Annotated in this window: 26 protein-coding genes; 25 read left to right on the top strand and 1 reads right to left on the bottom strand. The window is 46.7% G+C overall.

Going from position 1 to position 23,747, the window contains the following annotated elements:
• Positions 1–329: 329 nt before the first annotated feature.
• The 9 genes from AC3ITG_RS20615 (at position 330) to AC3ITG_RS20575 (ending at position 6,789) form a co-directional block, all read left to right on the top strand.
• A complete protein-coding gene (locus tag AC3ITG_RS20615) occupies positions 330–1,448 on the top strand; it encodes a hypothetical protein (RefSeq protein WP_489251211.1) in 1,119 nt (372 codons plus the stop codon).
• A gap of 44 nt (positions 1,449–1,492) precedes the next feature.
• Positions 1,493–1,999: a gamma carbonic anhydrase family protein gene (locus AC3ITG_RS20610; protein ID WP_489251210.1), complete on the top strand. Its 507-nt coding sequence runs from the start codon at positions 1,493–1,495 to the stop codon at positions 1,997–1,999.
• Positions 2,000–2,022: 23 nt separating this feature from the next.
• The gene (locus tag AC3ITG_RS20605; protein WP_024630643.1) at positions 2,023–2,202 is read left to right on the top strand and encodes an IDEAL domain-containing protein; all 180 of its coding nucleotides are present in this window, start codon (positions 2,023–2,025) and stop codon (positions 2,200–2,202) included.
• A 163-nt stretch (positions 2,203–2,365) separates the two neighbouring features.
• Positions 2,366–2,788: a DUF2487 family protein gene (locus tag AC3ITG_RS20600; protein WP_413372322.1), complete on the top strand. Its 423-nt coding sequence runs from the start codon at positions 2,366–2,368 to the stop codon at positions 2,786–2,788.
• Positions 2,789–2,981: 193 nt separating this feature from the next.
• Complete coding sequence (locus AC3ITG_RS20595; protein ID WP_063566786.1) at positions 2,982–3,524, top strand: QcrA and Rieske domain-containing protein; 543 nt, start codon at positions 2,982–2,984, stop codon at positions 3,522–3,524.
• 15 nt (positions 3,525–3,539) lie between these two features.
• Positions 3,540–4,211: a menaquinol-cytochrome c reductase cytochrome b subunit gene (qcrB, locus tag AC3ITG_RS20590; RefSeq protein WP_017687726.1), complete on the top strand. Its 672-nt coding sequence runs from the start codon at positions 3,540–3,542 to the stop codon at positions 4,209–4,211.
• A 21-nt stretch (positions 4,212–4,232) separates the two neighbouring features.
• Positions 4,233–5,114, top strand: coding sequence for a c-type cytochrome (locus tag AC3ITG_RS20585; protein WP_489251209.1), 882 nt, complete (start codon positions 4,233–4,235; stop codon positions 5,112–5,114).
• A gap of 112 nt (positions 5,115–5,226) precedes the next feature.
• The gene (locus tag AC3ITG_RS20580; protein WP_064640765.1) at positions 5,227–5,853 is read left to right on the top strand and encodes a DUF1405 domain-containing protein; all 627 of its coding nucleotides are present in this window, start codon (positions 5,227–5,229) and stop codon (positions 5,851–5,853) included.
• Positions 5,854–5,919: 66 nt separating this feature from the next.
• Positions 5,920–6,789 (top strand): sporulation protein YpjB, encoded by an 870-nt coding sequence (locus AC3ITG_RS20575; RefSeq protein ID WP_489251208.1) that lies wholly within the window; start codon positions 5,920–5,922, stop codon positions 6,787–6,789.
• A 107-nt stretch (positions 6,790–6,896) separates the two neighbouring features.
• Here the strand turns inward: AC3ITG_RS20575 and AC3ITG_RS20570 are convergent, their stop codons facing one another.
• The gene (locus AC3ITG_RS20570) at positions 6,897–7,766 is read right to left on the bottom strand and encodes a YitT family protein (RefSeq protein ID WP_063566789.1); all 870 of its coding nucleotides are present in this window, start codon (positions 7,764–7,766) and stop codon (positions 6,897–6,899) included.
• A gap of 173 nt (positions 7,767–7,939) precedes the next feature.
• On the opposite strand from AC3ITG_RS20570, the gene AC3ITG_RS20565 reads away from it, so the two are divergent.
• From AC3ITG_RS20565 to AC3ITG_RS20490, 16 genes are all read left to right on the top strand, one after another.
• Positions 7,940–8,269 (top strand): nucleotide pyrophosphohydrolase, encoded by a 330-nt coding sequence (locus AC3ITG_RS20565; RefSeq protein ID WP_024630636.1) that lies wholly within the window; start codon positions 7,940–7,942, stop codon positions 8,267–8,269.
• 52 nt (positions 8,270–8,321) lie between these two features.
• Entirely contained in the window at positions 8,322–8,846 is a 525-nt protein-coding gene (locus tag AC3ITG_RS20560) for a tetratricopeptide repeat protein (RefSeq protein ID WP_236703321.1), read from the top strand.
• Positions 8,847–8,934: 88 nt separating this feature from the next.
• Positions 8,935–9,738, top strand: a complete 804-nt coding sequence (dapB, locus tag AC3ITG_RS20555) for a 4-hydroxy-tetrahydrodipicolinate reductase (RefSeq protein WP_053780709.1) — start codon at positions 8,935–8,937, stop codon at positions 9,736–9,738.
• A gap of 11 nt (positions 9,739–9,749) precedes the next feature.
• Entirely contained in the window at positions 9,750–10,190 is a 441-nt protein-coding gene (mgsA, locus tag AC3ITG_RS20550; protein ID WP_024630633.1) for a methylglyoxal synthase, read from the top strand.
• Positions 10,187–10,888 (top strand): bacillithiol biosynthesis deacetylase BshB1, encoded by a 702-nt coding sequence (gene bshB1 / locus AC3ITG_RS20545; RefSeq protein ID WP_489251207.1) that lies wholly within the window; start codon positions 10,187–10,189, stop codon positions 10,886–10,888. The genes mgsA and bshB1 overlap by 4 nt, the downstream gene beginning before the upstream one ends.
• A gap of 96 nt (positions 10,889–10,984) precedes the next feature.
• Positions 10,985–12,145 (top strand): N-acetyl-alpha-D-glucosaminyl L-malate synthase BshA, encoded by a 1,161-nt coding sequence (bshA, locus tag AC3ITG_RS20540; protein ID WP_413372314.1) that lies wholly within the window; start codon positions 10,985–10,987, stop codon positions 12,143–12,145.
• A gap of 81 nt (positions 12,146–12,226) precedes the next feature.
• Positions 12,227–13,525 carry a CCA tRNA nucleotidyltransferase gene (locus AC3ITG_RS20535; RefSeq protein ID WP_489251206.1) on the top strand — a complete coding sequence of 433 codons (1,299 nt, stop codon included), beginning with the start codon at positions 12,227–12,229 and terminating at the stop codon, positions 13,523–13,525.
• Positions 13,512–14,489, top strand: coding sequence for a biotin--[acetyl-CoA-carboxylase] ligase (locus AC3ITG_RS20530; RefSeq protein WP_413372312.1), 978 nt, complete (start codon positions 13,512–13,514; stop codon positions 14,487–14,489). Before AC3ITG_RS20535 ends, AC3ITG_RS20530 begins: the two co-directional genes overlap by 14 nt.
• A 331-nt stretch (positions 14,490–14,820) precedes the next feature.
• A complete protein-coding gene (panB, locus tag AC3ITG_RS20525; RefSeq protein ID WP_489251205.1) occupies positions 14,821–15,696 on the top strand; it encodes a 3-methyl-2-oxobutanoate hydroxymethyltransferase in 876 nt (291 codons plus the stop codon).
• On the top strand, positions 15,693–16,589 hold the full coding sequence (panC, locus tag AC3ITG_RS20520; RefSeq protein WP_489251204.1) for a pantoate--beta-alanine ligase: 897 nt from the start codon (positions 15,693–15,695) through the stop codon (positions 16,587–16,589). The genes panB and panC overlap by 4 nt, the downstream gene beginning before the upstream one ends.
• Complete coding sequence (gene panD, locus AC3ITG_RS20515; RefSeq protein ID WP_062327492.1) at positions 16,582–16,965, top strand: aspartate 1-decarboxylase; 384 nt, start codon at positions 16,582–16,584, stop codon at positions 16,963–16,965. The genes panC and panD overlap by 8 nt, the downstream gene beginning before the upstream one ends.
• 93 nt (positions 16,966–17,058) lie before the next feature.
• Positions 17,059–17,706, top strand: a complete 648-nt coding sequence (locus AC3ITG_RS20510) for a tetratricopeptide repeat protein (protein ID WP_413372309.1) — start codon at positions 17,059–17,061, stop codon at positions 17,704–17,706.
• A 142-nt stretch (positions 17,707–17,848) separates the two neighbouring features.
• Positions 17,849–20,710, top strand: coding sequence for an ATP-dependent DNA helicase DinG (gene dinG / locus AC3ITG_RS20505; RefSeq protein WP_413372308.1), 2,862 nt, complete (start codon positions 17,849–17,851; stop codon positions 20,708–20,710).
• 238 nt (positions 20,711–20,948) lie between these two features.
• Complete coding sequence (locus AC3ITG_RS20500) at positions 20,949–21,602, top strand: redox-sensing transcriptional repressor Rex (RefSeq protein WP_053780717.1); 654 nt, start codon at positions 20,949–20,951, stop codon at positions 21,600–21,602.
• Positions 21,589–22,893 (top strand): amidohydrolase, encoded by a 1,305-nt coding sequence (locus AC3ITG_RS20495; protein WP_489251203.1) that lies wholly within the window; start codon positions 21,589–21,591, stop codon positions 22,891–22,893. The genes AC3ITG_RS20500 and AC3ITG_RS20495 overlap by 14 nt, the downstream gene beginning before the upstream one ends.
• Before the next feature lie 41 nt (positions 22,894–22,934).
• The gene (locus AC3ITG_RS20490; RefSeq protein ID WP_413372306.1) at positions 22,935–23,465 is read left to right on the top strand and encodes a cell wall elongation regulator TseB-like domain-containing protein; all 531 of its coding nucleotides are present in this window, start codon (positions 22,935–22,937) and stop codon (positions 23,463–23,465) included.
• Positions 23,466–23,747: the final 282 nt, after the last annotated feature.

The following is a 23,747-nucleotide window of genomic DNA, read 5'->3' as shown; positions in this document are numbered from 1 at the left end:
CCTGAGGAAGCGGAGCGTTCGCCTTTATCCCCGGATTTTCCCCTTTGAAAAAAGGGGATCCAAAAAATCTGGGGATAACAGCGATTAGAAGGTTGTTCTGTCATTGAAGTGGCAAGTGTAAATATTCTTTAGTTCAATTTCTACATGATTTTGAACCTCTCATTCTTCTTCTGAGCAGGCAACTTCGGGCATAGTATGGTTAAAACATAAAAGATTTGCAAAAAAAGAGGTTTAGATCATGGGAATTCCGTCAACGATGTTTACAAAACCAAACTACTCCAGGCCCCGAATCAACAGCCAAAAAGTAGTCAAGGGCGAGGCGATGACCCATGAATCTAGCGGATATGCTTACTTTTGCCGATATCGGCCAGCTTAATCGAATAGCAGACTATTACCAGTGCGAGTGTAAGCCCAATTCCAAACATGAACTCATCCAGAGTATTCTCACTACATTGGGCAGCAGACCTTTTTTTGAGCAGCAGGTTCGCGAACTAAACCAGGTAGATCTGCGATTTTTGAACAATTTGCTGTTTGATGCCCGTCAATACTTCGGTATGGAGGAACTTGTCGCCATTGCTCGTCAATCGATGGATAAAAAAGATAGCGAGGCTGGAGCCAGTCCACGTGATCTTATCGTACGCTTCACGAAGAGTGGATGGTTGTTCAATGGCACAACTCAACAGACCAGATACCTGTATCAGGTACCCCAGGATTTGCAAATGAGATTTCGGGATGTGTTATCCACTCACCTGAAGGCAGGCATTGCACAGACAAGCGAGCCTCCCGTTTACAGGGATGAATACCATCTACTCGCTGATGATCTGAAACTGTTTCTACAATTTGTCCAGCAGCATGAAATAGCACTAAACGCAGAAGGCATGATGTATCGTCGTTCTCAGCAGCAGATCATGGAGCATTTGCATGTGAGTGAGGCGCTGGTGGGTAAGGCAGGATGGAGATTTGGTTATGGTCGTTCGTTCAAAGACTACCCCGACCGATTTGCGTTCATCTATGACTACGCTTTTCATCATCGTCTGGTCCGCGAGGAGCAGGGCACGCTGAAATTGTCACCTTCCGGTGAAGACAAGCTGGGGGCAGAGAAAACAGCCGAGATGATACAGCTATTTCGGTTTTGGTTAAGACTTTATAAAGGTGCTATTCCCAATCTGTCCTCCATTGTGTACTGGACAGGGGAATGTGCAGCTGGCTGGTCCACAGCAGAGTCTTTGTTCCGACAGATTGGTCCCTACATTCAGCCGTTCTATTATGACACTGCAGAGACGATTTATGACAACAGGATACTCAAAATGATGCTGCATCTGGGCATGCTTCGCATTGGAGAGAATGCAGATGGGCGTACAGTACAAATGACAGCATGGGGTTCACGCCTTGCGTCATCCTGTCGCTCGCTGTCCGGGGACATTACTCCCCTTATGTTTGACAAGTGAAGGACAAGTTGCTAAAATCACTCCCAAATTAAGGAGTGATACTTATGATAATTCCATACAAAGGTATGCATCCACAGTTACACCCTTCGGTATATATGGCTGAAGGCGCCAAACTTATAGGTGATCTGACAATGGGTGAAGAATCTACGATCTGGTTCAATGCTGTGCTGCGCGCCGATCTGGCACCCATTGTGATTGGACGGCGCTGTAATATACAGGATAATGCTGTTGGACACGTCAATACGGATCAACCTTTGATTTTGGACGACGATGTATCGGTAGGGCATTCTGCGATTATCCATGGATGTCGTATCGGAACAGGTTCGCTGATTGGTATGGGCGCTATCCTTCTCAATGGAGCCGAAATTGGTGAATATACGCTGATCGGGGCCGGTTCTGTTGTTACTGAAAATACTAAAATTCCGCCCTATACCCTTGCTTTGGGCACACCAGCCAAAGTGATACGTGAGTTGACTGATGCAGATCTTGAGCGGATGTCGAGAACTACACTAGGTTATGTTGCCAAAGGAAAGGAGTATAGGAGCTCTTAAATCCGTTTTGGAGGTGCATCCTATTGGATAAAATGAAAGTTACGTATGAAGTCATGTTGGGGCTGGCTGCTGAGATGGTGTGGGACGACGCGCTTCGTAAACAGCGCAGCGAGAAGCTGTATATGGAAATCGATAAGGCATTGGCTACCGGAGACGAAGTAGCTTTCCGGAATCTGACGGATGAACTGAAGGCCATAAACTGATGAGCATGTAAAATAAATATATAAGTCAGGAAATGCGTGAAACACGCATTTCTTTTTTGCGTTCACGACCATTCCTACACGGAAAAAGTATGAATCTCTGGATTTATAATATAAGCTCATATATAATATGGGAATAAAATGGATAGAGAGGGGAATTAGGGAATTGAAATTCAGTGAGATGACTCAAGACAGCTGGGCGGAACTGCAACTCTATCTGGATACATGCCTTATTCCATATACAGCCCTAACGGGCAAACAGTCCCCGGTTGAAGCAACTGAGGCGTTGGAGCGGCTTAGAGATTTTTTGGATCTGGTGGAGATTCCTTTTAAAGGACGTATCATGACTTACCCTGCATTCCATTATGCATGTCCGGATATGTCAATGGCATTAAATACCTTATCCGAACAACTCAAATCTTCCGGTTTCAAATATGTGGTTATAATGTCATCTGATGGTGTGCTGGAACAGACCCAAATTACTTCTGCAGATTTGGTATTAAGTCGTTCTATTTTAATTCAAGAGGTTGGAGAAGAAGGGATTTCGCGTTTTGTCGGGGAAAAAATCCGAGAGTTATGGAAAAGATGACCTACCTGTGACAAATGTGACAATTTACCAACACTTTTTTAATAACGCTTACAAATGAACCTTAAAAATGTGTGACAAATTCTTGACGGTGTTCTAGGGCTACTATATGATTATGTATGTTCTAGTAAGTCGTGGAATTTCTGATAATGAAAACGATTGAGAGAGTTGGCTGAAAAAGGGGGTTGGAGACAGTATGAGCAGTGAGCATGACCAGCACGAAGCTTCGATGAAATTGCCAAGCCGCATGGAAATGTCACGCAGGCAGTTTTTGACGTACACGCTTGGTGGAGCTACAGCCTACATGGCCGCCGGTGCAATACTCCCCATGGTCCGTTTTGCGGTGGACCCGATTTTGCAGCACAAGGGAGAAGGCACCTCTGTCAAAGTAGCGGAAATCAGCAAAATTACGAATGAACCTCAAGAATTTACGTTTGAAGTGAAACAGCAAGACGGTTGGTATTTGAGCAATGCTTCGTTAATCGCCTGGATCAGGAAAGATGAACAGGGCAAAATCTATGCGCTTTCACCCATTTGTAAACATTTGGGATGTACCGTAGGTTGGAACAGTGATAAGCAGTATCCCGACGAATATCATTGTCCGTGCCATGGTGCGCATTATACCAAAGAAGGCAAGAATCTTGCCGTAGCCCCGAAGCCGCTGGATGAGTATGTGGTTAAGGAAGATCAGGGTTGGGTTTATCTGGGCGACATTGTTCCGAACACCCGAGTCAAATAGGAGGCGTGAACGCAGATGTTTAAAAATGTCTATGACTGGATTGACGAGCGTCTCGATATCACGCCAATCTGGAGGGACGTTGCGGATCATGAAGTTCCAGAGCACGTAAACCCGGCTCATCACTTTTCCGCATTCGTGTACTGTTTTGGTGGATTGACGTTCTTTATCACTGTTATTCAAATTTTGTCAGGGATGTTCCTGACCATGTATTATGTGCCTGATATTATTAATGCTTACGCCAGTGTCGAGTATTTGCAGACCAAAGTAGCCTTCGGCCAAATTGTACGCGGGATGCACCATTGGGGAGCCAGTTTGGTTATCGTTATGATGTTCTTACATACGATGCGTGTATTCTTTACCGGCTCTTACAAAGCACCACGTGAGATGAACTGGGTTGTCGGCATGCTGATCTTTTTTGTCATGCTGGGTCTCGGGCTTACCGGGTACCTGTTGCCATGGGATAACAAAGCATACTTTGCAACCAAGGTTACTCTGGAGATTGCGAATACGGTTCCTTGGCTGGGGCCGATCATTAAGGAATTCCTGCAAGGCGGAACTATTGTAGGTGCGCAGACGTTAACACGGTTCTTTGCCCTGCACGTCTTCTTCCTTCCGGCTGTGCTTCTGGTGCTTCTGGTCGGTCACTTTATTATGATCCGCAGACAGGGCATTTCGGGACCACTATAATCTGAGAAGGGAGGAATCGACATGGCTCACGGACACAAGTCAGATGACCAGGAAAAGATTATCTTCGTCGGGGACTCACGCGTCCGTAAAGGAGCGGGGTTTATAACTCCACCGGATTACACGGCGTATCCCGGCAAATCAGAGGCTTTTATTCCTAACTTCTTGCTGAAGGAATGGATGGTTGGTGTTGTTGTACTGGTTGGTATTCTGGTATTAACGATTTCGGAACCTGCACCATTGGGCTATCCGGCCAATCCAAGTGCATCGGTTATCCCGATGCCAGACTGGTACTTCCTTTTTCTGTATCAGTATTTGAAATACCCATATGCCTCAGGTGATTATGTCCTGCTCGGGGTACTTGGAGTCAGTGGAGTTGCTTTCGGCGCTTTATTACTCGCTCCTTTTCTGGATACAGGCAAGGAGCGGCGTTTCTACAAACGTCCGATTGCATCATCGCTCATGATTCTATCGGTGATGTCCGTTATCTACCTGACCAATGTTGCGTGGACACACTATGAGCATGAGTTGGAAGCAAGTGGCCAGAAGCCGGAACATATTCAGCGTGAGGAAGAAGCGCGGGAGAAACACGCGCAGGGTCTGCCTACCTCCAATGCGCCAGGTCAAAAAGAAGAAGTGGCGATCGTTGAGAAGGATGATCCTGCAATGGAAACCTTCAAAAAGGCCGGATGTATCGGATGTCATGCGGCTGATATGAAGGGCGCAACTGGACCTTCGCTTCGAGGCGTAGGTAACAAACACAGCCAGGAAGAGATTCTGACCATTATCAAAGAAGGCTACAACGCAATGCAGCCTCAGTACAATAATGCCATCGCTCAAGGTGTTACGGATGAAGAGATCACTCATCTGACCGAATGGCTTGCGAAACAGAAGGCAGAACAGTAAAATCGAACTAAGCAATGAAACCTGATCGTTTATGCGGTCAGGTTTTTTTGAGGCGTTTTTCGCAAAACCTATCTTTGGAACGTAGAATCATATGATGGAAGGGGCAGAGCCTGTGGCTTTATCGTATTTTTGGAGCCGGGAATTTCTAACGAACCGTTATTTCCTGTGGCTTCTTTTTTGGTGTAACGCATTAGGAACAGTATATGGATACATATGGTACGGGGATCAATTGGAATATACGCTGGCACAGCAACCACTATGGCAAATTGTGTTTGTGCCGGACAGTCCGACGGCGAGTCTGTTTTTTACACTATCCTTGTTGTGGATTTTGTACAAGCCGAAATCGATGCTTCTGAATCGGATTGGACATGTCATACAGGCGCTTGCTGTGGTTACTTCGGTAAAATACGGCGTTTGGGCAGTCTCCATCATTTTTGCAGGCTGGATGCAGGGGGGCGCACAGAACTGGCAGGATTGGATGTTAATTGCATCGCATAGCGCCATGGCTATTGAGGCTCTGCTGTATGTGCGGTTCTTTGGGTTCCGTTGGGGTGCTCTGGTGATCGCTGCCTTGTGGACGCTGTTAAACGATACGATGGATTATACCTATGACATTTTCCCATGGCTGCCCGCATCGCTGATGGACCATCTGGATGGTGTACGCAACTTCACAGTGGGACTGACGCTAGTAAGCATTCTCTGTGCATGGCTTGCATTGAGACAGGCCAAACGGACCTGATTTCCTAATGTAAGCTTGTTCTAAGGAACTCCGGCCCGCCATACATTGATGGTGGGAGGGATGTCCATGAAGAGAACGTTCAGGATCAAAACTGGATTTATGGTGGTGTCGTTCATGACTCTACTGTTCTGGACGAACTTGTCATACAGCGTATCAGCGGAAAGTACAGGTGCGAACGGAAATACAGATCAGCAAGTATCAGCCAAAAATTCAATTCAGCAATTAAATGAAGAAGCGGCCCTGCTGTATCGACATGCCTTGGAGAATGATATTGAAGAGGTTAGAGGCAGTATTTTGCGAATCAGTAAAGGTCTGGAGCATATATCCTTTGAGGGTCAGACGACAGTAGAAGGCATTCATGCCCTATCCGAGACCATTGTTGAAGTGAAAGAAGCTGCGGTCAGGGTGAAAAGTGATGATGCATCTCTCCAGCAGGCCTCTGCCAAACTTCGACTTGCGGCAGACAGTCTCGCCAACCCGGCCAAACCTTTATGGCTCCAGTATTATAAAATCGTAAAAAATGATATTGATGCGCTATCAACCGCGGCAGATCAACAGTTAAGTTCGGCGATAATAGCAAGCCGCTACGCCTTGCTGGAGGAGCATTACGAGACGATCCGGCCTGCGGCGATGATCCGCCGTGAACCTTACGAGATCGCCCAACTGGACGCATGGTTGTCTCATACCAAGGGTCTGACTGCGGCCAAGCAGACTGACATCGCACAATTGAAGAGTATGGTAGCCCATGGTGAAGAGTTGGTGAACCAGTTGTTTGGTCGGGAAAAGGACGAAAGTGCCTTCGTACCGTTTGTTCAGGGTCCCAATCGCAGGGCAGCCGGATTGCTCATTACTTCCATAATCATAGCAACGCTAAGTTATGCGGGTTATCGTAAATATCGAGCACAGCAACAAGGGATTTTTCCTTTTCGGCGTTAAGCCATTACTGTTATCACGATATGATAAAGACCTCTGTCTACAAGGAAGGCCAACCGGTGGCTCTTCTCTTGGCGAGAGAGGTTTTCTCTTTTTGTACAAGTAAAAGGTCAACTTTCCTTAAATCCTTCTCCATGTACATCATGCACATCGCTAATAATAACAAAAGCTCTAGGGTCAACCGAACGCACAATCGTCTGCAAACGTCGGAATTCCTGCCTGGAGATGACACAGTAAGCAACGTGTTTGGCTTGTTTTGAATACGCGCCAATGGCTGGAATGAGCGTTACACCGCGGTCCATATCACGGGTAATCAAATCTGCAATCTCAGGTGCATGATCACTGATGATCATAAATGCGCGGGCCGAATAGGCTCCTTCCTGAATGAAGTCGATCACTTTAGAAGCGATAAACACAGCTACAAGGGTATACAGTATTTTTTCTTTGGGAATGTAGACGAGGGAGATACCAATAATGATGAAATCGATACCTAATAGTACACGTCCCATACTCCAGCCATATTTTCGATTAAGAATGCGGGCAATGATGTCAGAGCCGCCTGTCGTTCCGCCCCAGCGGAATACGATTCCAAGGCCTGCCCCCAGTGTAACTCCAGCGTAAAGCGCCGCAAGTAAAAGGTCATTCTGGGTATGTAGCGGTTCAATCCAGCCTAGATGAATCATTTTTTCAAATAACCACAGGAACACCGTAAGCGCTCCAATACCCACGCCTGTATAGATCATCTGTCTGCCGCCCAAAATCTTGAGCCCCACCAGAAAGAGTGGAATATTAACAACCAAGGTTGTAAGTGAAGGAGAGATGTTGAATGCATAATTCAGCAGGACTGTAATCCCTGTTACGCCGCCTTCCATGAGCTGGTTGGGGATGATGAAGTACAGAAGTCCAAAGGCATATAATGCCGTACCCAATAGGATGGGGAGAATCAATTTGAATTGAACCCAGGTTTTGGAAGTGCTCATAAGTTCCCTCTCCATTTTACAAATTAGAATGAGAAAGCAATCATTCCCATCTTAGTATACCTGTTTATTGATTCTTTAAAAATGATTTGTCGTTTATGATGGTGGAAGTGAATCTAAATAACTGATATATTAGGAACAAATACGACATAATTTCAAAAGGAGAATCCGTTCTCATGGAGAAAAGCATTGCAGAAATGCAGCGTGAGGTTGATCTGTATATTTCCCAGTTCAAAGAAGGATACTTCAGCCCGCTGGCCATGCTCGCCCGTATGTCTGAAGAGGTGGGAGAGCTTGCAAGGGAAGTGAATCACGAGTTCGGTGAAAAACCGAAAAAATCTTCCGAAGCAGACAATTCCATTGAGCTTGAGCTCGGGGACATTTTATTTATCACGATTTGTTTTGCTAACTCTCTCGGGATCGACCTGGCAGAGGCGCACGACAAAGTCATGCATAAATTTAACACACGCGATGCAAATCGGTGGACGCCAAAAAACACCGATTAGGCGTAGATTACATATGCTGTACCATCACCTCAATGGGGGAGGGACAGCTTTGATGATGAAACCGGAAGAGTATATGCAGCATGCTTACCGCTGTATTTTGCAAAATGATTTTGAGCAGGCGATTCGTTGGTTCGAATCTGCCATTGATGCTCACCCGGAACATGCGGAGCTCTATTATCGTTGTTCCATTACACATGCCCGCAGTCAACACTTGGCTCCAGCGCTTGAATATGCGCGTAAGGCTGTTGAACTGTCACAGGGGATAGAGGAATATGTTTTGCATTTACAGACCCTGGAAGCCAAACAGATAAGCCTTCAGGCCAAGGTGTTGCTTGAGCAGGCCGGAGACGGAACGCATGAACGATATGTGCAGGCGGCCGATCTGCTAAAACAGGCAGTTAAACTTGACCCGTTATATGTGGAAGCGCATATCATGCTTGCTCTTGCTTACAGCGATCTGAATGAGTTCGACCTTGCAACCCGGTCCGTTCGTGACGCATTGTTGCTGGACCCGCAGAATGATCAACTGCATCTATTGTTACAGGAAATTAAGCAGCGTATGAAATCCATTCAATAAGATGCCATTTCATAACGGGATGGAAATCGTTTGAACTGGATTCAACCAATTGAACCAAGAACCAACATAGTGAGGAGATGCAGTCAAGATGAGTGAAGTAATAAGAGTTGCCGTAATCGGAGCGGCTGGCCGGATGGGCCGTGAAGTAGTGAAACTGGTGCTTCAAGATCCTGAACTGGAGCTCGCCGCAGCGGTCAACCGCTCCGGAGTAGGCACGGATGCCGGAACACTTGTCGGTCTGCCCGAATGTGGGGTGCTTTTGACCGATGATATCGAGATGGCTTTTGCAGAGACTAAACCACAGGTTATGGTGGACTTCACAGTCCCTCAATATGCCTTTGCCCATACAGAGATTGCCATTCGTCACGGAGTAAGACCTGTTATGGGTGTTACCGGCTTTACGCCGGAGCAGATCGAACAGCTGGACAAGCAGTGTCAGGACAAAGGCATTGGAGGGTTGATTGCCCCGAACTTCTCAATCGGTGCTATTCTGATGATGAGATTTGCCGCACAGGCTGCCAAACATATGCCGAATGTGGAGATCATCGAATATCACGGGGATCAGAAGCTGGATGCTCCTTCGGGTACAGCAATTAAAACAGCCGAGCTAATTGCAGCAAACCGTGAGGAACTTCGTCAGGGCAATCCGAATGAAGAAGAGACGATCGAAGGATCGCGTGGCGGATATTATAATGGATTCCGAATTCATAGCGTACGGTTGCCGGGAGTATTCGCCCAGCAGGAAGTGGTATTTGGAGACTTTGGCCAATCCCTAAAAATTCGTCATGATTCCTATGAGCGTGCAGGTTACATGCCTGGTGTTAAGATTGGTGTACAGAAGGTTATGGAATATACAGGACTCATCTACGGATTTGATCACTTTATCGACTAAAGGAGATTGTCATGTTGAAAATTGCATTTATTGCCCATGATCGCAAAAAAGAAGAGATGGTTAACTTCGTGACAGCCTACGAAAATGTATTTACAGACCATCAACTATACTCGACAGGTACAACAGGTCTTCGCATTATGGAAGGAACCTCATTACAGATCCATCGGTTTGAATCCGGTCCACTGGGCGGGGATCAACAGATCGGAGCCTTGGTTGCACAAAATGAGATGGATCTGATTATTTTTCTGCGTGATCCATTGATGGCACAGCCTCATGAACCAGATATTAACGCTTTGCTGCGTCTGTGCGATGTACAGGGGATCCCACTTGCTACGAATATTGCAACTGCAGAGATTCTCGTTAAAGCGCTCGATCGCGGTGATTTTGGCTGGAGAGAGCTTGTACATAAATACAAGCCTGAGGGTGGATTGAATTCGGGTGATGCTCAATGAGTCTGGACATTCTCATATTTGGCGCACACGCGGATGATGCAGAGATTGGGATGGCAGGAACGATTGCCAAACATACTGCAGCGGGACTGAAAGTAGGCGTGTGTGATCTGACCCGAGCAGAGATGTCTTCCAACGGGACGGTAGAGCGCAGAGCCGAGGAAGCGGAGCAAGCCTCCCGCGTCCTCGGTCTTTCGTGTCGAAGCAACCTCGGCTTGCCTGATCGGGGGCTGTATATTACTCCAGAACACATCGAGGCTGTGACTGCCGAGATACGGCGTCATGCCCCTCGAATCGTGTTTGCGCCATATTGGGAGGATCGCCATCCGGATCATGTGATGTGTAGCAAGCTGGTGCAGCAAGCAGTCTTTAATGCCAAGCTTAGAAACTATATGCCAGACATGCTCGCAGTTCAGGTAAAAGAATTGTATTTTTACTTCATTAACGATATCGGACCAACGGATTTGATTGTGGATATTACGGAACACTATGAGCAGAAGGAAAATTCATTGCTTAGTTATCGTTCCCAGTTCGAATTGGGAGAAGGCTCAGTTGCCACTCCATTGACTCAAGGATATATTGAACGTGTGAAAGCCCGGGATTCTTTGCTCGGACAGCGGAGCCTTATTCCATTTGCAGAAGGATTCGCTAGCATTACACCTTATGTAGTTCATCAATTTGGCCAAGCAGCCAAGTCATAAAACGATCGAACTTGCTCGTATAAATCATTTATCAATTGCATTTCCGTTGCATTACATCAACCTGCACACGCGGGAGATTAAAGGAGCGTCCACCGGATGGATCAAAAGCTAAAAATTGGTATTACCTGTTATCCGTCCCTCGGAGGGTCTGGCGTTGTCGCAACGGAGCTGGGCAAATTGCTTGCCGAACAGGGTCACCAGGTTCACTTTATTGCTAATAGTATCCCGTTTAGACTGGGTAAATTTCAGAAAAATATTTTTTATCATGAAGTTGAGGTCAACGATTACTACGTCTTCCGTTATCCACCGTATGACCTGTCATTGGCCACGAAAATGGCGCAAGTAGCCAAAGCACAGCAACTGGATCTGCTACATGTACATTATGCAGTGCCACATGCGGTGTGTGCCTTTTTGGCAAAACAAATGGTTGGTGAGGATTTAAAGGTGGTTACAACGTTACACGGAACAGATATTACTGTACTGGCACAGGATGAGTCGTTGAAGGATTTGATTCGACTTGCCATCAACGAGAGTGATGCGGTTACGGCCGTATCCCAGGATTTGATTCGTGAAACGGTTGATTTGCTGGATATTAGGCGTCCAATCGATCTAACCTATAACTTTATTGATAAAAGAATCTATTATCCACGTGATTCAGCAAGTCTGCGTAGAGACTTCGCAGCACCTCACGAAAAAATACTGATGCATATCTCCAACTTCCGTCCTGTGAAGAGAACACAGGATGTGGTAGAGGTGTTCCGTCAGGTACAGGAGCAAGTACCTGCCAAACTGTTATTTGTTGGAGAAGGACCGGATTTGCCGAAGATTCAATGGAAGATTAATGAGCTTGGACTGAATGACAAGGTTCATTTCCTAGGTAAGCAGGATGATGTTGCTCAAGTCATTTCGATGGCTGATGTGCTTATGCTGCCTTCGGAGAAGGAAAGCTTTGGACTGGTGGCACTCGAAGCCATGGCTTGTGGTGTACCTACTATTGGATCACAGGCAGGGGGTATTCCTGAACTGGTATTGCACGGCAAGACCGGATTTTTGTCTCCAATCGGTGACACGCAATCGATGGCGGAGAACACGATTCGTTTGTTGACTGACGACCGTTTGACAGCAGACTTCAGAGAGGCATGTTTGAGACGGGCCCATCATGATTTCTGTAATGATGCCATTCGGCATGAATATGAACAAATATACTACCGGGTGCTGGGACGTGAAGTTCCGAATCTGAAGCCGGTTTGTGGCTGATTGTCAGATAGGATTGTTCCATTACGGAAATATATCTGTGTAAGCCACACCAAGCAACACGTAGTTATGGGGTGAGAGTAAGTGGTTCAATGGACACAGGTAGATCATGAAATGGCAAGACAAAGTGAACAGGTGCTGCGAACATTAAATGAAAAAGGGTACGAAGCTTATTGGGTCGGTGGTTGTGTGCGTGATGAACTGCTGGAACGTGGCGTGGATGATATGGATATCACCACGTCCGCTTCCCCTGAGCAAGTCATGGAACTGTTCGCGGATTGCATCCCTACGGGCCTCCAACATGGAACGGTTACTGTTCGTTCAGGAGGCTTTTACTTTGAAGTTACGACTTTTCGAACTGAATCTGAATATAAGGATAATCGAAGACCCACTGCTGTTCAATTTGTGCAGGATGTCAAAGAAGATTTGCAGCGGCGTGACTTCACAATGAATGCTCTCGCTATGGATCGTGACGGAAATATCGTTGATCCTTTTGGTGGACAATCGGATATTCAGGATGGACGGGTCAGATGTGTGGGTTCGGCTGGAGAACGCTTTGGTGAAGATGCGCTGCGGATGCTTCGCTGTGTTCGCTTTGCTTCGGTATTTGATTTCAAAATTGCCTACAACACCTGGAAGGGGTTAGTTCTGCAAAAGGATCTGCTTCAACATATCGCCATGGAAAGAGTACGTACCGAAATGGTGAAAATGATGGCAGGCCCTCATCCACTGCGCGGCCTGGAATTGCTGTTTCGAAGCCAGGCACTGGAGCATGTGAAGGCACCAATCTCCATGGAGCGATTCAATAAAGCCCTCATGTCCAATATGGAACAATTGAAGGAGGAAAACGTTTTATTGCGCTGGTCCATGATGCTGATTGCAGGTCATTATACCAGGGATGAAGCAGATGCTTTACTTCGAAAATGGACGTTTTCTAATGACGATCGTTCCCGCATTAATGGAGTTCTCCAGGTCGAACAGTTGATCCAGACTGTCGTACAAGAGCAGAAGGATGAAGAGACACTTCGATCAGAGTGGATCGTAACTGTGCTGTCTTGTGGACGTCAGGCAACAGAGGACTGGCTCATCATTCAACGACTGCTTCCAACAGGTTGGAGAGATCAAGAGGTTCTGCACGAAGAACAGATGGTGGTAATAGAATCCCAAGGTGCTGGATGGAGTCAATCCATGAAGGTGCATGAACTGAAAGATTTGCATATTACGGGTGAGAACGTATTGCAGCTTCTTGGGCGCAAGGGTGGACCATGGCTGGGACAACTGATGAAATATCTTTTAAGAGAGACTGCGATCGGAAATTTAGCGAATCAGCATGACATGCTGACCAACGAAGTAAAGCGGGTGGCTGCAGATGACAAAGCATGAGGAACTGTTACATATGTTGCTGAATGCCGAAGGAGAGTTTGTGTCTGGTGAAGAGATTAGTCGCAACCTTTCCATTAGCCGAACGGCCGTGTGGAAGCACGTAAACAAACTGCGTGACATGGGTTATGAGTTTGAAGCCGTATCTCGCAAAGGGTATCGCTTGGTCACGAAACCGGACAGTATCGATGCCACAGCGCTTCAGCTGGCACTAGAAACGACGGTATTTGGTCGGAAGGCGGTCATTCTGAATTCCACATTGTCCACCCAAGGTGATGTACAGCACATGGCTGAACAGGGGCAGGGCGAAGGGGCTGTGGTTTTGGCGGAAGAACAGACGGGTGGACGAGGCCGCTTTGGACGTAAATGGTTCTCACCACCGGGAAGAGGCATCTGGATGAGTGTTCTAATGCGTCCGGAGCTTGCACTGCAAAATACACCACAGCTTACCTTATTAACGGGTGTGGCCGTGTGTCGTGCCATTCGGTCATATACAGGTGCTGATGCTGGAATCAAATGGCCTAATGATCTTTTGATTGATGGTCGCAAGGTATGCGGGATTCTGCTTGAATCAACCGTTGAAGACCACGAATTACGTTACTGTATCGCAGGCATAGGCGTAGATGTGAACTTCGATCCCAAGGATTATCCCGAGGATCTGATAACAATCGCAACTTCACTTAAGATGGAGACCGGACAAACCATAGACCGAACAAAACTTGCAGCGGCCATTCTCTCGGAATTGGAGCGTTTGTATTTTTTGTATCAAAAAGAAGGTTTCGGCGTGATCTCTTCGCTCTGGGAAGCTTTGTCCGTATCCATGAATCGCGAAATTAAGGTGGCTAATCCGCAGGGGATCATCGAAGGTACAGCCGTAGGCATTGATCCTTCTGGGGCATTGATTGTGGTGAAGAAAAACGGTGAGCGTGTATCGGTTTATTCCGGTGAAGTTTCATTGGTGAATTAAACAATTTGTCGAATTTACACCGTTAAAATGAACATAAGACGTGAACTTTGGGCAGAACTTTGGTATACTGTGTTCGTGAGGCGATATCGGCTAATGCAGACCGAATTGCACTCCGGCAATAGTATGCTTTGTTCTGCTTTTAAAATGTTGTAGTGACAAGGCAGGAATGGTAGTAAAGTGAGTTGTTGGATTCTGCTCTGAGCCGAAGAGGACCGAGACAGAAGGGACGATCGCAAGTGACTCTTTTTTGACTTTTCGGGACTTTTTAGTGGAAACTAAAAGGTTTTTTTGTTGCGTTTAAATTGAAAAGGTGAGAGGAGCCATGACAAAAATGGCAAACAAACAAGCATTGAATATTGTGAAAATGAAAAAATATAAGCAGGACGGCGTGCCGCTTAGCATGATTACAGCTTACGATTATCCGACAGCCCAATTGGCCGAGGAAGCGGGTATCGATCTAATTTTGGTTGGTGATTCACTGGGAAACGTGGTATTGGGTTATAACTCGACCTTGCCCGTTACGATCGACGATATGGTGTACCATACACGCTCTGTCGTACGTGGAGCGGGAAATACGTTTATCGTGGCTGATATGCCCTTCATGACGTACCATGGCAGCTTGGACGAGACGCTTAAAGGTGTCCGTCGCCTGATGCAGGAAGGTCATGCACAAGCGGTCAAAATGGAGGGCGGTCTTGAAATCGCGGATACGGTAAAAGCGGTTGTGCAAGCCGGTGTACCTGTACTTGGACATATCGGGCTTACACCACAATCCGTGAATCAAATTGGCGGTTATCGTATTCAGGGCAAGGATGCTGCAGATGCCAAACGGCTGATGGACGAAGCCAAGGCGCTTGAAGCAGCTGGAGCTTTCGGCATTGTACTCGAACTGGTTACGGAAGAAGTGGCAAGAGCGATCTCGGAAGAACTTTCTATTCCCACGATTGGTATTGGTGCAGGTAGAGGGTGTGATGGTCAGGTACTGGTATTCCATGATGTGGTTCAGTATGCTTCCCCATACACGCCAAAACGCTTTGTTAAATCGTATGGAGACGTAGGTACATTGATTCGCAATAGCATTGAGTCCTATGTGAAAGAAGTCAAGGATCGCTCATTCCCGGCAGAAGAGCATGTATTTACCGCCGCTGACGGCGTTCTAGATCAATTGTACGGACATCGCAAAGAAAAGGTGGAGACCAACGCATGAAAGTGATACGGACAATCGCAGAATTAAGACAAGAACTTAGCTTGAAACGTCAGTCGATTCAGTCCAGAGAGTCCGTTGTAGGACTCGTGCCTACGATGGGATTTCTTCATGAAGGCCATGCAAGTTTGATGCATGCGGCCAAACAACAAAGTGATATCGTGGTTTTGAGTATATTTGTAAATCCAATTCAATTCGGTCCGAATGAAGACTTCGACAGTTACCCTAGGGATGAAGCCAGAGATGTGGAAACAGCACGAGCAAAAGGGGTGGATATCGTATTTATTCCCTCTGTTGAAGAGATGTATCCACAGCCTACACAAACGACCGTATCGGTTTCTCGTCTAACGGATCGCTTATGCGGTGCATCACGTCCAGGGCATTTTGACGGAGTGACTACGGTCGTGTCGAAGCTGTTTAACATTGTACAACCGCAACGTGCATTTTTTGGCATGAAGGACGCACAGCAGGTAGCTGTGATCCAGCAGATGGTTAACGATTTGAACATGGCAGTTGAGGTTGTACCTTGTCCTATCGTTCGTGAAAGTGATGGCTTGGCGCTTAGTTCGCGCAACGTGTACCTCAGCGCAGAACAGCGTCAGGAAGCTCTTGTTCTGTCCAAGGCACTGCGTGAGGCTCAGGAAGCTGTAGATGCAGGTAAGGCGATGACAGCAGCGGATATTCGCTGTATATTGCGTCAGAACATTGAACGTTCACCAATGGCCGTGATTGATTATGCTGAAATTCAGGCGTTTCCAAGCCTGGAACCTCTTGCGGATCAGGAAATAGTTCATGGTCGTGACGATCTGTTGATCGCACTTGCAGTAAAATTCGGCAAAACAAGATTGATTGACAATATAAGGCTGCAAAAATCGGAGGTGCTGTCCCATGTTTAGAACACTAATGAAATCCAAAATTCACCGGGCAACCGTTACGGAAGCAAACCTGAACTATGTGGGTAGCATTACCATTGATGAAGATCTAATGGAAACTTCCGATCTGATGGAAAATGAAAAAGTGCAAATTGTGAATAACAACAATGGTGCACGTCTGGAAACCTATGTCATTCCAGGTCCACGTGGAAGTGGAGTGATCTGCTTGAACGGAGCAGCAGCTCGTCTGGTACAGCCTGGGGATACCGTCATTATCATTTCATATGCGATGATGTCTCAAGAAGAGGCAAATAATCACAAGCCTACCGTTGTATTTGTGGATGGACAGAATAAACCTGTGCAAACGATGAAGCAAGAAGTTCATGCGACGATTATGTAATCGACTGGTAAGGGGAATGAAATCGACCCATTCTACAAAAAATGAGTACAGGTCACTGCACTAATCCATTTTTTCAAGGGTGGGGATGCATCGATGTTCCAGCATGTTTTCGCAGAAATGAACGACATGTTAGATGAAATTATCAAGCGCTACCCTTCTGCTGAAGGCCTAAGCAAACAGGAATTGCTGCAAAAGTGGAATTTGCTGAAGCGGATGAGTGACGGGATGATTGACGAGTGGCTGATGTTTGAAGAAAAAATGAGCCAGGTGAGGGAAAGGGATATGGATAAGCCTGCTTCCCTCGAACCTGAACAGGAAGCTGTTACCGCATTGCCAGAACTGCATCTGGAGTGTTTCAGTCGCGGTCAGGGATATTTCAAACTGCAAATGTACCCGCAGGCGATTATGCAATTTTCTAGGGTTGTGACCGACTATCCGGAAAGTGCATTGACTCGTTTTTACCTGGCTCTTGCTCATCTTAACCTGGAACAAACCGAGGAAGCAGGAATACACTTGCAGCGGATTATGCATTTGAATGGTTCGCCGAGATTGAAAGGACTGGTATGTAACGTCCTGGGCTGTATCGAGGCCAAGCTTGCGAACCCTGATGGAGCATGTTCACTATTTGCACAGGCGCTTCAGTATGACCCAACGTTGACCGAACCGCTGTATAACATGGAAGCCTGTCGTTTAAACAGCGGAAAATTGCAATATGCAAATCAGCTGACTGCCTTAAATTAAGGGCTATTCGGCGGCATAAAGACGGTGTTCCCTCCTCTGGCATAGCGGCGGGGACACCGCCTTTTTTGTCAGTTAATTTTCAAATGCCCTTTTTTTTGCTATGCTGTAACATAGACTGGAATGGAAGGGACCGTACATTGCAATGAAATTTGCCGTATTGGATTTCGAAACAACCGGCACGCAGTCCGACGGTGAGATAATACAGGCCGGACTTGCCATCATAGATCATGACTACAGCATAACTCAAATATATAGTTCTTATGTGAACCCAGGTGTACCGATTCCTCCGTTTATTACGGGGTTAACCGGTATTACTGATGAAGATGTGGCGGATGCTCCCTCATTGGAAGAGATGATGATGGAGATGGTTCCGCTGCTTGACGATGTGGTTCTTGTTGGACACAACGTTGCTTTTGATTTCCATTTTCTTCAAAATGCACTCGATCGCTGCGGCTATCTACCGTTTACCGGACGGATTCTGGATACGATTGATTTCCTGAAGATCACGTTCCCGTCACTGGGTTCTTATCAACTCGGTTATGTGTCTTCAGAATTCGGATTTCAGCATGACCGCCCTCATCAGGCAGACAGTGATGCCCTTGCAACAGCTTTTGTATTACTGAAGTGTCTCGATGAGCTGCGTGCATTGCCTCTGATCACGATTCAGCGCCTCAGTGACCTGTTTGCACCCGAAGACAGTGACTTGGGTTGGTTCTTTGATGGAATGCGTACTGAGAAGGAAGCAGAGCCGATTCAGGATCTGGATGGTCATACGTATTACCGCCAGCTTGCCCTGAACGTGAGTGACTGGACCGATATAGGCTCACCACGTGAGGAGCGAGAGGGTAATCCGCTGGAAGGCGTAAGTTTTGAGCAGTTTATGGATCAGGTTAGAGATAACCTGAAGGAGACGCTGGACCATTATGAGGAGCGTGAGGCGCAAACTCAGATGTTCAGCAGTGTACGACAAGCTTTGGATGAAGAGAAACATCTATTGATTGAAGCTGGAACAGGTACAGGTAAATCACTTGGTTATTTGTTGCCTGCCATCTATGAAAGTGTAAAACAGGAACAGAAAGTCATGGTCAGCACACATACCATCAACTTGCAGGAGCAATTGAGAGAGCGGGATATTCCTATGCTGACCCAAGTGGTTCCGTTCCCGTTCAAGGCAGCGGTGTTCAAAGGACGTGGGCACTATCTGTGTCTGCGTAAGTTTGAGCATAAAATCAATAAACGTGAATTTGCTACACCGAAAGAGGATTATTTTACAGCGGCTCAGATGATTGTCTGGCTTACTCAGACGGAGACTGGAGACGACGAGGAGCTTAATCTAAGCGGGCGCGGAGGAGACTTCTGGGAGACGGTACAGAGTGAGTCTGAATCCTGTCTTGGACGTTCCTGTCCTTGGTTCCGCAAATGTTTCTATCACCGGGCCAAACATGAAGCGGGGCTGTCCGATATCGTTATTACGAATCATTCGAAATTGTTTACGGATGTCAAAGCAGCGCATCAGTTGCTGCCAGCCTACGAAAGTCTCGTCATCGATGAAGCACATCATCTGGAGGATGTAGCGGGTAAACACCTTGGTCTTCATATGAAATATTTCACGTTGGTTCATACACTGACCCGACTGTTTAAAGATAGCCGTAATGGCCAACTGCCTATGCTTCGTTCTCAATTGTCGGGTCATGAAAATTCGGTACAGTGGGGCTCCATGATTGATCAGATGTTCCCGCTTGCCGTCGAAGTCAAGGAGACATGGGATCGACTAAGTGATACACTATTCAGCCTGTTGCCTGAACGTAGCGATGCTTCTCCAGGCGAGACAGGACAATTCTCTCTTAGACTGAAACCTTCACAAAAACCAGCTAAATGGCAGGAATTGCAGGATGTTGAAAACCAAATCTATGTAACTCTAGGCGATTTGATTCGTAAAGGAGACAAGCTGCTGCTTGAAGTGAAAGAAGATCAGGACGATTACCAGTCCGATAGTCTGATTACGGATATCTCAGGTCTGCTCAAGGACTTGGCAACGATCAAGGATAATCTGCGTTTCTTCATGCGGATGGATGATGCCAATACCGTGTACTGGATGGAGGCCAGCGGCCAGTTCCGCAGTAAATCACTGCAACTCTATGCTGTTCCTGTCGATGTCAGTGCACAATTGAAGGATATGTTCTTTGATAAAAAGAAAAGCGTTGTGCTTACATCGGCTACGCTCTCCGTTGACAAGTCATTCCAATTCATGATCGAACAGCTGGGCTTGCAGGAAGCTGCCGAGAATAACCGCTTGTTAACGTCCATGCTGCCGTCACCGTTCAACTATCGCGAACAGGCTCTGCTTGTCATTCCACGTGATTTCCCAAGCGTGAAGGGCAGTGTAGGCGATGCCCACTTTGTGGATATGCTCGTGCACTCGCTCGCGGAAACGGCTATCGCGACTCGTGGACGCATGATGGTGTTGTTCACCTCCTACCGCATGCTGCGTCAGGTTTATGACCCGCTTAAGGAGGCCTTGTCAGGCAATGATATCTCTTTACTTGGGCAAGGGGTGGACAGCGGCAGTCGTTCTAAGCTTACACGCCGCTTCCAAGATGCGAAAGCAACGGTGCTTCTTGGCACAAGCAGTTTCTGGGAAGGAGTGGACATTCCGGGAGAGGCTCTGACCTGTCTTGCGATTGTCAGACTGCCGTTCCAGCCACCGAATCATCCATTAGTCGAAGCGAAGAGCGAGCTTTTGCAACAGCAGAAGAAAAACCCGTTTATGAAGCTGTCAGTGCCACAAGCAGTCATTCGTTTCAAGCAGGGATTTGGCAGACTGGTTCGTACAGGTAAAGACAGAGGCATAGTGATTGTATACGATACACGCGTCATTGAAGCGTATTATGGCAAGTACTTTTTATATTCATTACCTGGTCCCAAAATGGAGCACATGCTCACCGAGCAGATGGTTCCACGCATTTCGGAATGGCTCGAGAGACCAACCGATGAACAACAATAACAGATATGCTCTGTACCTTGCATTATTGCATGACGCCACTGATTGGCGGTAAAATTGAGTAATATCATTTATTCGTTCATGGATATGCGAGTAAAATGATTAAAGGAATAATTTAAGCAATTATCCATTATATAACAAGGAGCATCCTGTTTAATTCAGTAATCATTTTTGCATCGTTTTAGACAGGGTGCTCATCTTTTGATCTATCTATCGTGGCCTTGGTAAGGGGGAGCAATGAATGAAATCAGATAAAATTTCGGAAGCCGTGGTGCGTAGATTGCCTGTTTACTTGCGTTATTTGAATGAACTGCATCAGCGCGAAGTCAATACGGTTTCTTCACAAGAACTTGGACTGAGGCTGGATTTGAATCCTGCCCAGATTCGTAAAGACCTGGCTTACTTCGGTGACTTTGGTCGTAAAGGGATCGGGTATGACGTTTCATATCTCATCGAGAAAATCCGCCATATTTTAAAAATAGACCAGCAGATCAATGTGGCTCTTGTTGGAGCAGGTAATTTGGGACATGCTTTGTCCAATTACAATGCCTACCTCAAAGACAACATGAAGATCGTCGCTGTATTTGATGCCTACGGTCCGAAGATTGGGAGTCAAATCAACAGTCTGACGGTGCAGCCGATGAATGAATTAACGGATTCGGTCAAAAAAGATAACATTCGTATAGGTATTATCACGGTTCCGGATACGGAAGCTCAAAATGTTGCAGATCAGCTGATTGAGTCAGGAATTGAAGCGATCCTGAATTTTGCGCCAACGATCCTAAAGACCCCGCCGCATATTCGCATTCATCATGCCGATTTTACGACGGATCTGCTAAGCCTTGCTTATTACTTGGAGAATGGAAAGGACGACGAGGAAGATGACGACAAATAGATGGGTAATTCACAACGGCAAATTTGCCGTGAGTGAGGGTACGAATTGGAAAGTGGTTCAAGGTTTTATGGTTGTCGAGAATGACAAGATTGTGCATATTGGTGAGACATTGCCGGAAGGAGACGAAAGTCTGACAAAGGTGGACGGAAAAGGACTGTTCTTCTTGCCGGGTCTGATCAATACGCATGGTCACGCGGCCATGTCGCTTCTGAGAGGTCATGGAGACGATCTGGCGTTACAAGTATGGTTGCAGGAGAAAATGTGGCCAATGGAAGCCAAAATGACGTCTGAAGACGTATATTGGGGCACATCACTTTCCGTGCTTGAAATGTTGAAGGGCGGAACAACAGCGTTCCTGGATATGTATGATCATATGGATCAGGTGGCGAAAGTGGTGGAACAATCTGGCGTTCGGGCTGCTCTGGCACGTGGGGTAATCGGACTTTGCTCAGAAGAAGAACAACTACGCAAGCTGGAAGAATCCGCAGCATTTGCCCGTCAATGGAATGGACAAGCAGACGGAAGAATTACAACCGTAATCTCTCCACACGCCCCTTACACTTGCCCTTCGGATTACATAGAGAAGCTGGTACAGGTTGCTCATGACCTGAATCTGCCTTTGCATACGCATATGTCTGAAACGCTTCGCGAAGTGGAGCAGAACGTGGCTGATTACGGACTGCGTCCGGTCGCACATCTGGAGAAGCTAGGATTTTTCTCCCGTCCATCTCTGGTTGCGCATGCGGTACATCTGAATGATGAGGAGATCGAGATTCTCGCACGGCATGATGTAGCAGTTTCCCACAATCCAGGCAGTAACCTGAAATTGGCTTCGGGTGTTGCACGTGTACCTGATCTGCTGAAAGCAGGCGTGACCGTGTCCCTGGGAACAGACGGACCAGCAAGTAACAATAATCTGGATATGTTTGAAGAAATGAGACTGGCTGCGTTGATTCACAAAGGGGTATCCGGTGATCCTACTGCAGTGCCGGCAGGGGAAGCGCTTATGCTTGGAACTTCGTATGGTGCCAAATCCATATTCCTGAACAATACAGGAGCTCTGCAAGTTGGCATGAAGGCCGACTTCATCGCGTTGAACATCGAACAAGCCCATTTCTATCCTCATACCGATCTGATTTCCCATACGGTCTACTCGGCATCGGCCAAAGATGTGGAGCATGTGTGGGTGGATGGTAAACAAGTGGTTAAACATGGCGAATGTCTTTCGATGGATGAAGAGCGCATTCTGCGTGAGTCTCAACTGGCATTTGACAGTCTTCTGGCCCGTTAATTACAAGGACAGGAGCGTCATAGGGAAAGGAAGTTCGGCTTTTGAAGAAAAAAAAGAAGTGGATATGGATATCGCTGCTGCTCCTGGTTCTGATTCTGTTTGGACTTCAGCGTTATTATGTCTATGTTACCCAGGATCAGCGCAAGGAAGAGGCGTTGGCCATACAGGCGGCCCAGGAACAGCTGGGGATTACGTCCCACGAAGAGCTGCGTAAGTATGTCTGGGGGCAGAAAGACGGCGGAGACAACATATACTGGACCCTGATCGGCAAAAATAAGGATAACCAGGATGTCATGGTGTGGATCAAGTTTGATGAGAATAACAAACCTGTGACGGGAACCAATGCGGTGCACGGTGAACTGTTGAAGAACGGCATGTCTGAAGCTCAGATACGAAATCGGTTCAGCTCTGAAGTTCCCGGTGGAGAGATCAAGCGAATCATGCCAGGCGTTGTGAATGGAATCTATGTATGGCAAGTGTATTATAACGATGATACTCATAACTATTATCGGTTTTACCGCTTCAGTAACGGGGAACAGGTGGACTTGGTCTATACGATTCCAAACAGCTAGAATTAGCAGAGGTACTACCGTTTGAAAAGAATACATTAAAGAACCGGCAGACGGAAACCCGACTGGACCGGTTCTTTGACGTACTTTCCTGATCATTTTGGATTTGAATAGTTAAAATTCATATTTTCGCCTTAGATATTGTATATACGATGTGATATACTCAGATATGTATTCAAGGATACATCATACACAAATAAATCCTGTTAGGCACATCACGGGATATTACGTACACATATTCATATTCTTGCCTACAAGCTATAGGATGGGCCAAAATTTAGGAGG

This window comes from Paenibacillus sp. GL_099_B, from assembly GCF_057835695.1.
Note: the sequence above shows the minus strand (reverse complement) of the source record. Positions and strands in the feature narration are given on the sequence as shown.

Bases quoted from the DNA above. Each gene is read 5' to 3' on its own strand.
- AC3ITG_RS20615 (WP_489251211.1), top strand. From the start codon at position 330: ATGAATCTAGCGGATATGCTTACTTTTGCCGATATCGGCCAGCTTAAT.
- AC3ITG_RS20610 (WP_489251210.1), top strand. From the start codon at position 1,493: ATGATAATTCCATACAAAGGTATGCATCCACAGTTACACCCTTCGGTA.
- AC3ITG_RS20595 (WP_063566786.1), top strand. From the start codon at position 2,982: ATGAGCAGTGAGCATGACCAGCACGAAGCTTCGATGAAATTGCCAAGC.
- qcrB (WP_017687726.1), top strand. From the start codon at position 3,540: ATGTTTAAAAATGTCTATGACTGGATTGACGAGCGTCTCGATATCACG.
- AC3ITG_RS20585 (WP_489251209.1), top strand. From the start codon at position 4,233: ATGGCTCACGGACACAAGTCAGATGACCAGGAAAAGATTATCTTCGTC.
- AC3ITG_RS20575 (WP_489251208.1), top strand. From the start codon at position 5,920: ATGAAGAGAACGTTCAGGATCAAAACTGGATTTATGGTGGTGTCGTTC.
- AC3ITG_RS20570 (WP_063566789.1), bottom strand. From the start codon at position 7,766: ATGAGCACTTCCAAAACCTGGGTTCAATTCAAATTGATTCTCCCCATC.
- AC3ITG_RS20565 (WP_024630636.1), top strand. From the start codon at position 7,940: ATGGAGAAAAGCATTGCAGAAATGCAGCGTGAGGTTGATCTGTATATT.
- AC3ITG_RS20560 (WP_236703321.1), top strand. From the start codon at position 8,322: ATGATGAAACCGGAAGAGTATATGCAGCATGCTTACCGCTGTATTTTG.
- dapB (WP_053780709.1), top strand. From the start codon at position 8,935: ATGAGTGAAGTAATAAGAGTTGCCGTAATCGGAGCGGCTGGCCGGATG.
- mgsA (WP_024630633.1), top strand. From the start codon at position 9,750: ATGTTGAAAATTGCATTTATTGCCCATGATCGCAAAAAAGAAGAGATG.
- bshB1 (WP_489251207.1), top strand. From the start codon at position 10,187: ATGAGTCTGGACATTCTCATATTTGGCGCACACGCGGATGATGCAGAG.
- bshA (WP_413372314.1), top strand. From the start codon at position 10,985: ATGGATCAAAAGCTAAAAATTGGTATTACCTGTTATCCGTCCCTCGGA.
- AC3ITG_RS20530 (WP_413372312.1), top strand. From the start codon at position 13,512: ATGACAAAGCATGAGGAACTGTTACATATGTTGCTGAATGCCGAAGGA.
- panB (WP_489251205.1), top strand. From the start codon at position 14,821: ATGGCAAACAAACAAGCATTGAATATTGTGAAAATGAAAAAATATAAG.
- panC (WP_489251204.1), top strand. From the start codon at position 15,693: ATGAAAGTGATACGGACAATCGCAGAATTAAGACAAGAACTTAGCTTG.
- panD (WP_062327492.1), top strand. From the start codon at position 16,582: ATGTTTAGAACACTAATGAAATCCAAAATTCACCGGGCAACCGTTACG.
- AC3ITG_RS20510 (WP_413372309.1), top strand. From the start codon at position 17,059: ATGTTCCAGCATGTTTTCGCAGAAATGAACGACATGTTAGATGAAATT.
- dinG (WP_413372308.1), top strand. From the start codon at position 17,849: ATGAAATTTGCCGTATTGGATTTCGAAACAACCGGCACGCAGTCCGAC.
- AC3ITG_RS20500 (WP_053780717.1), top strand. From the start codon at position 20,949: ATGAAATCAGATAAAATTTCGGAAGCCGTGGTGCGTAGATTGCCTGTT.
- AC3ITG_RS20495 (WP_489251203.1), top strand. From the start codon at position 21,589: ATGACGACAAATAGATGGGTAATTCACAACGGCAAATTTGCCGTGAGT.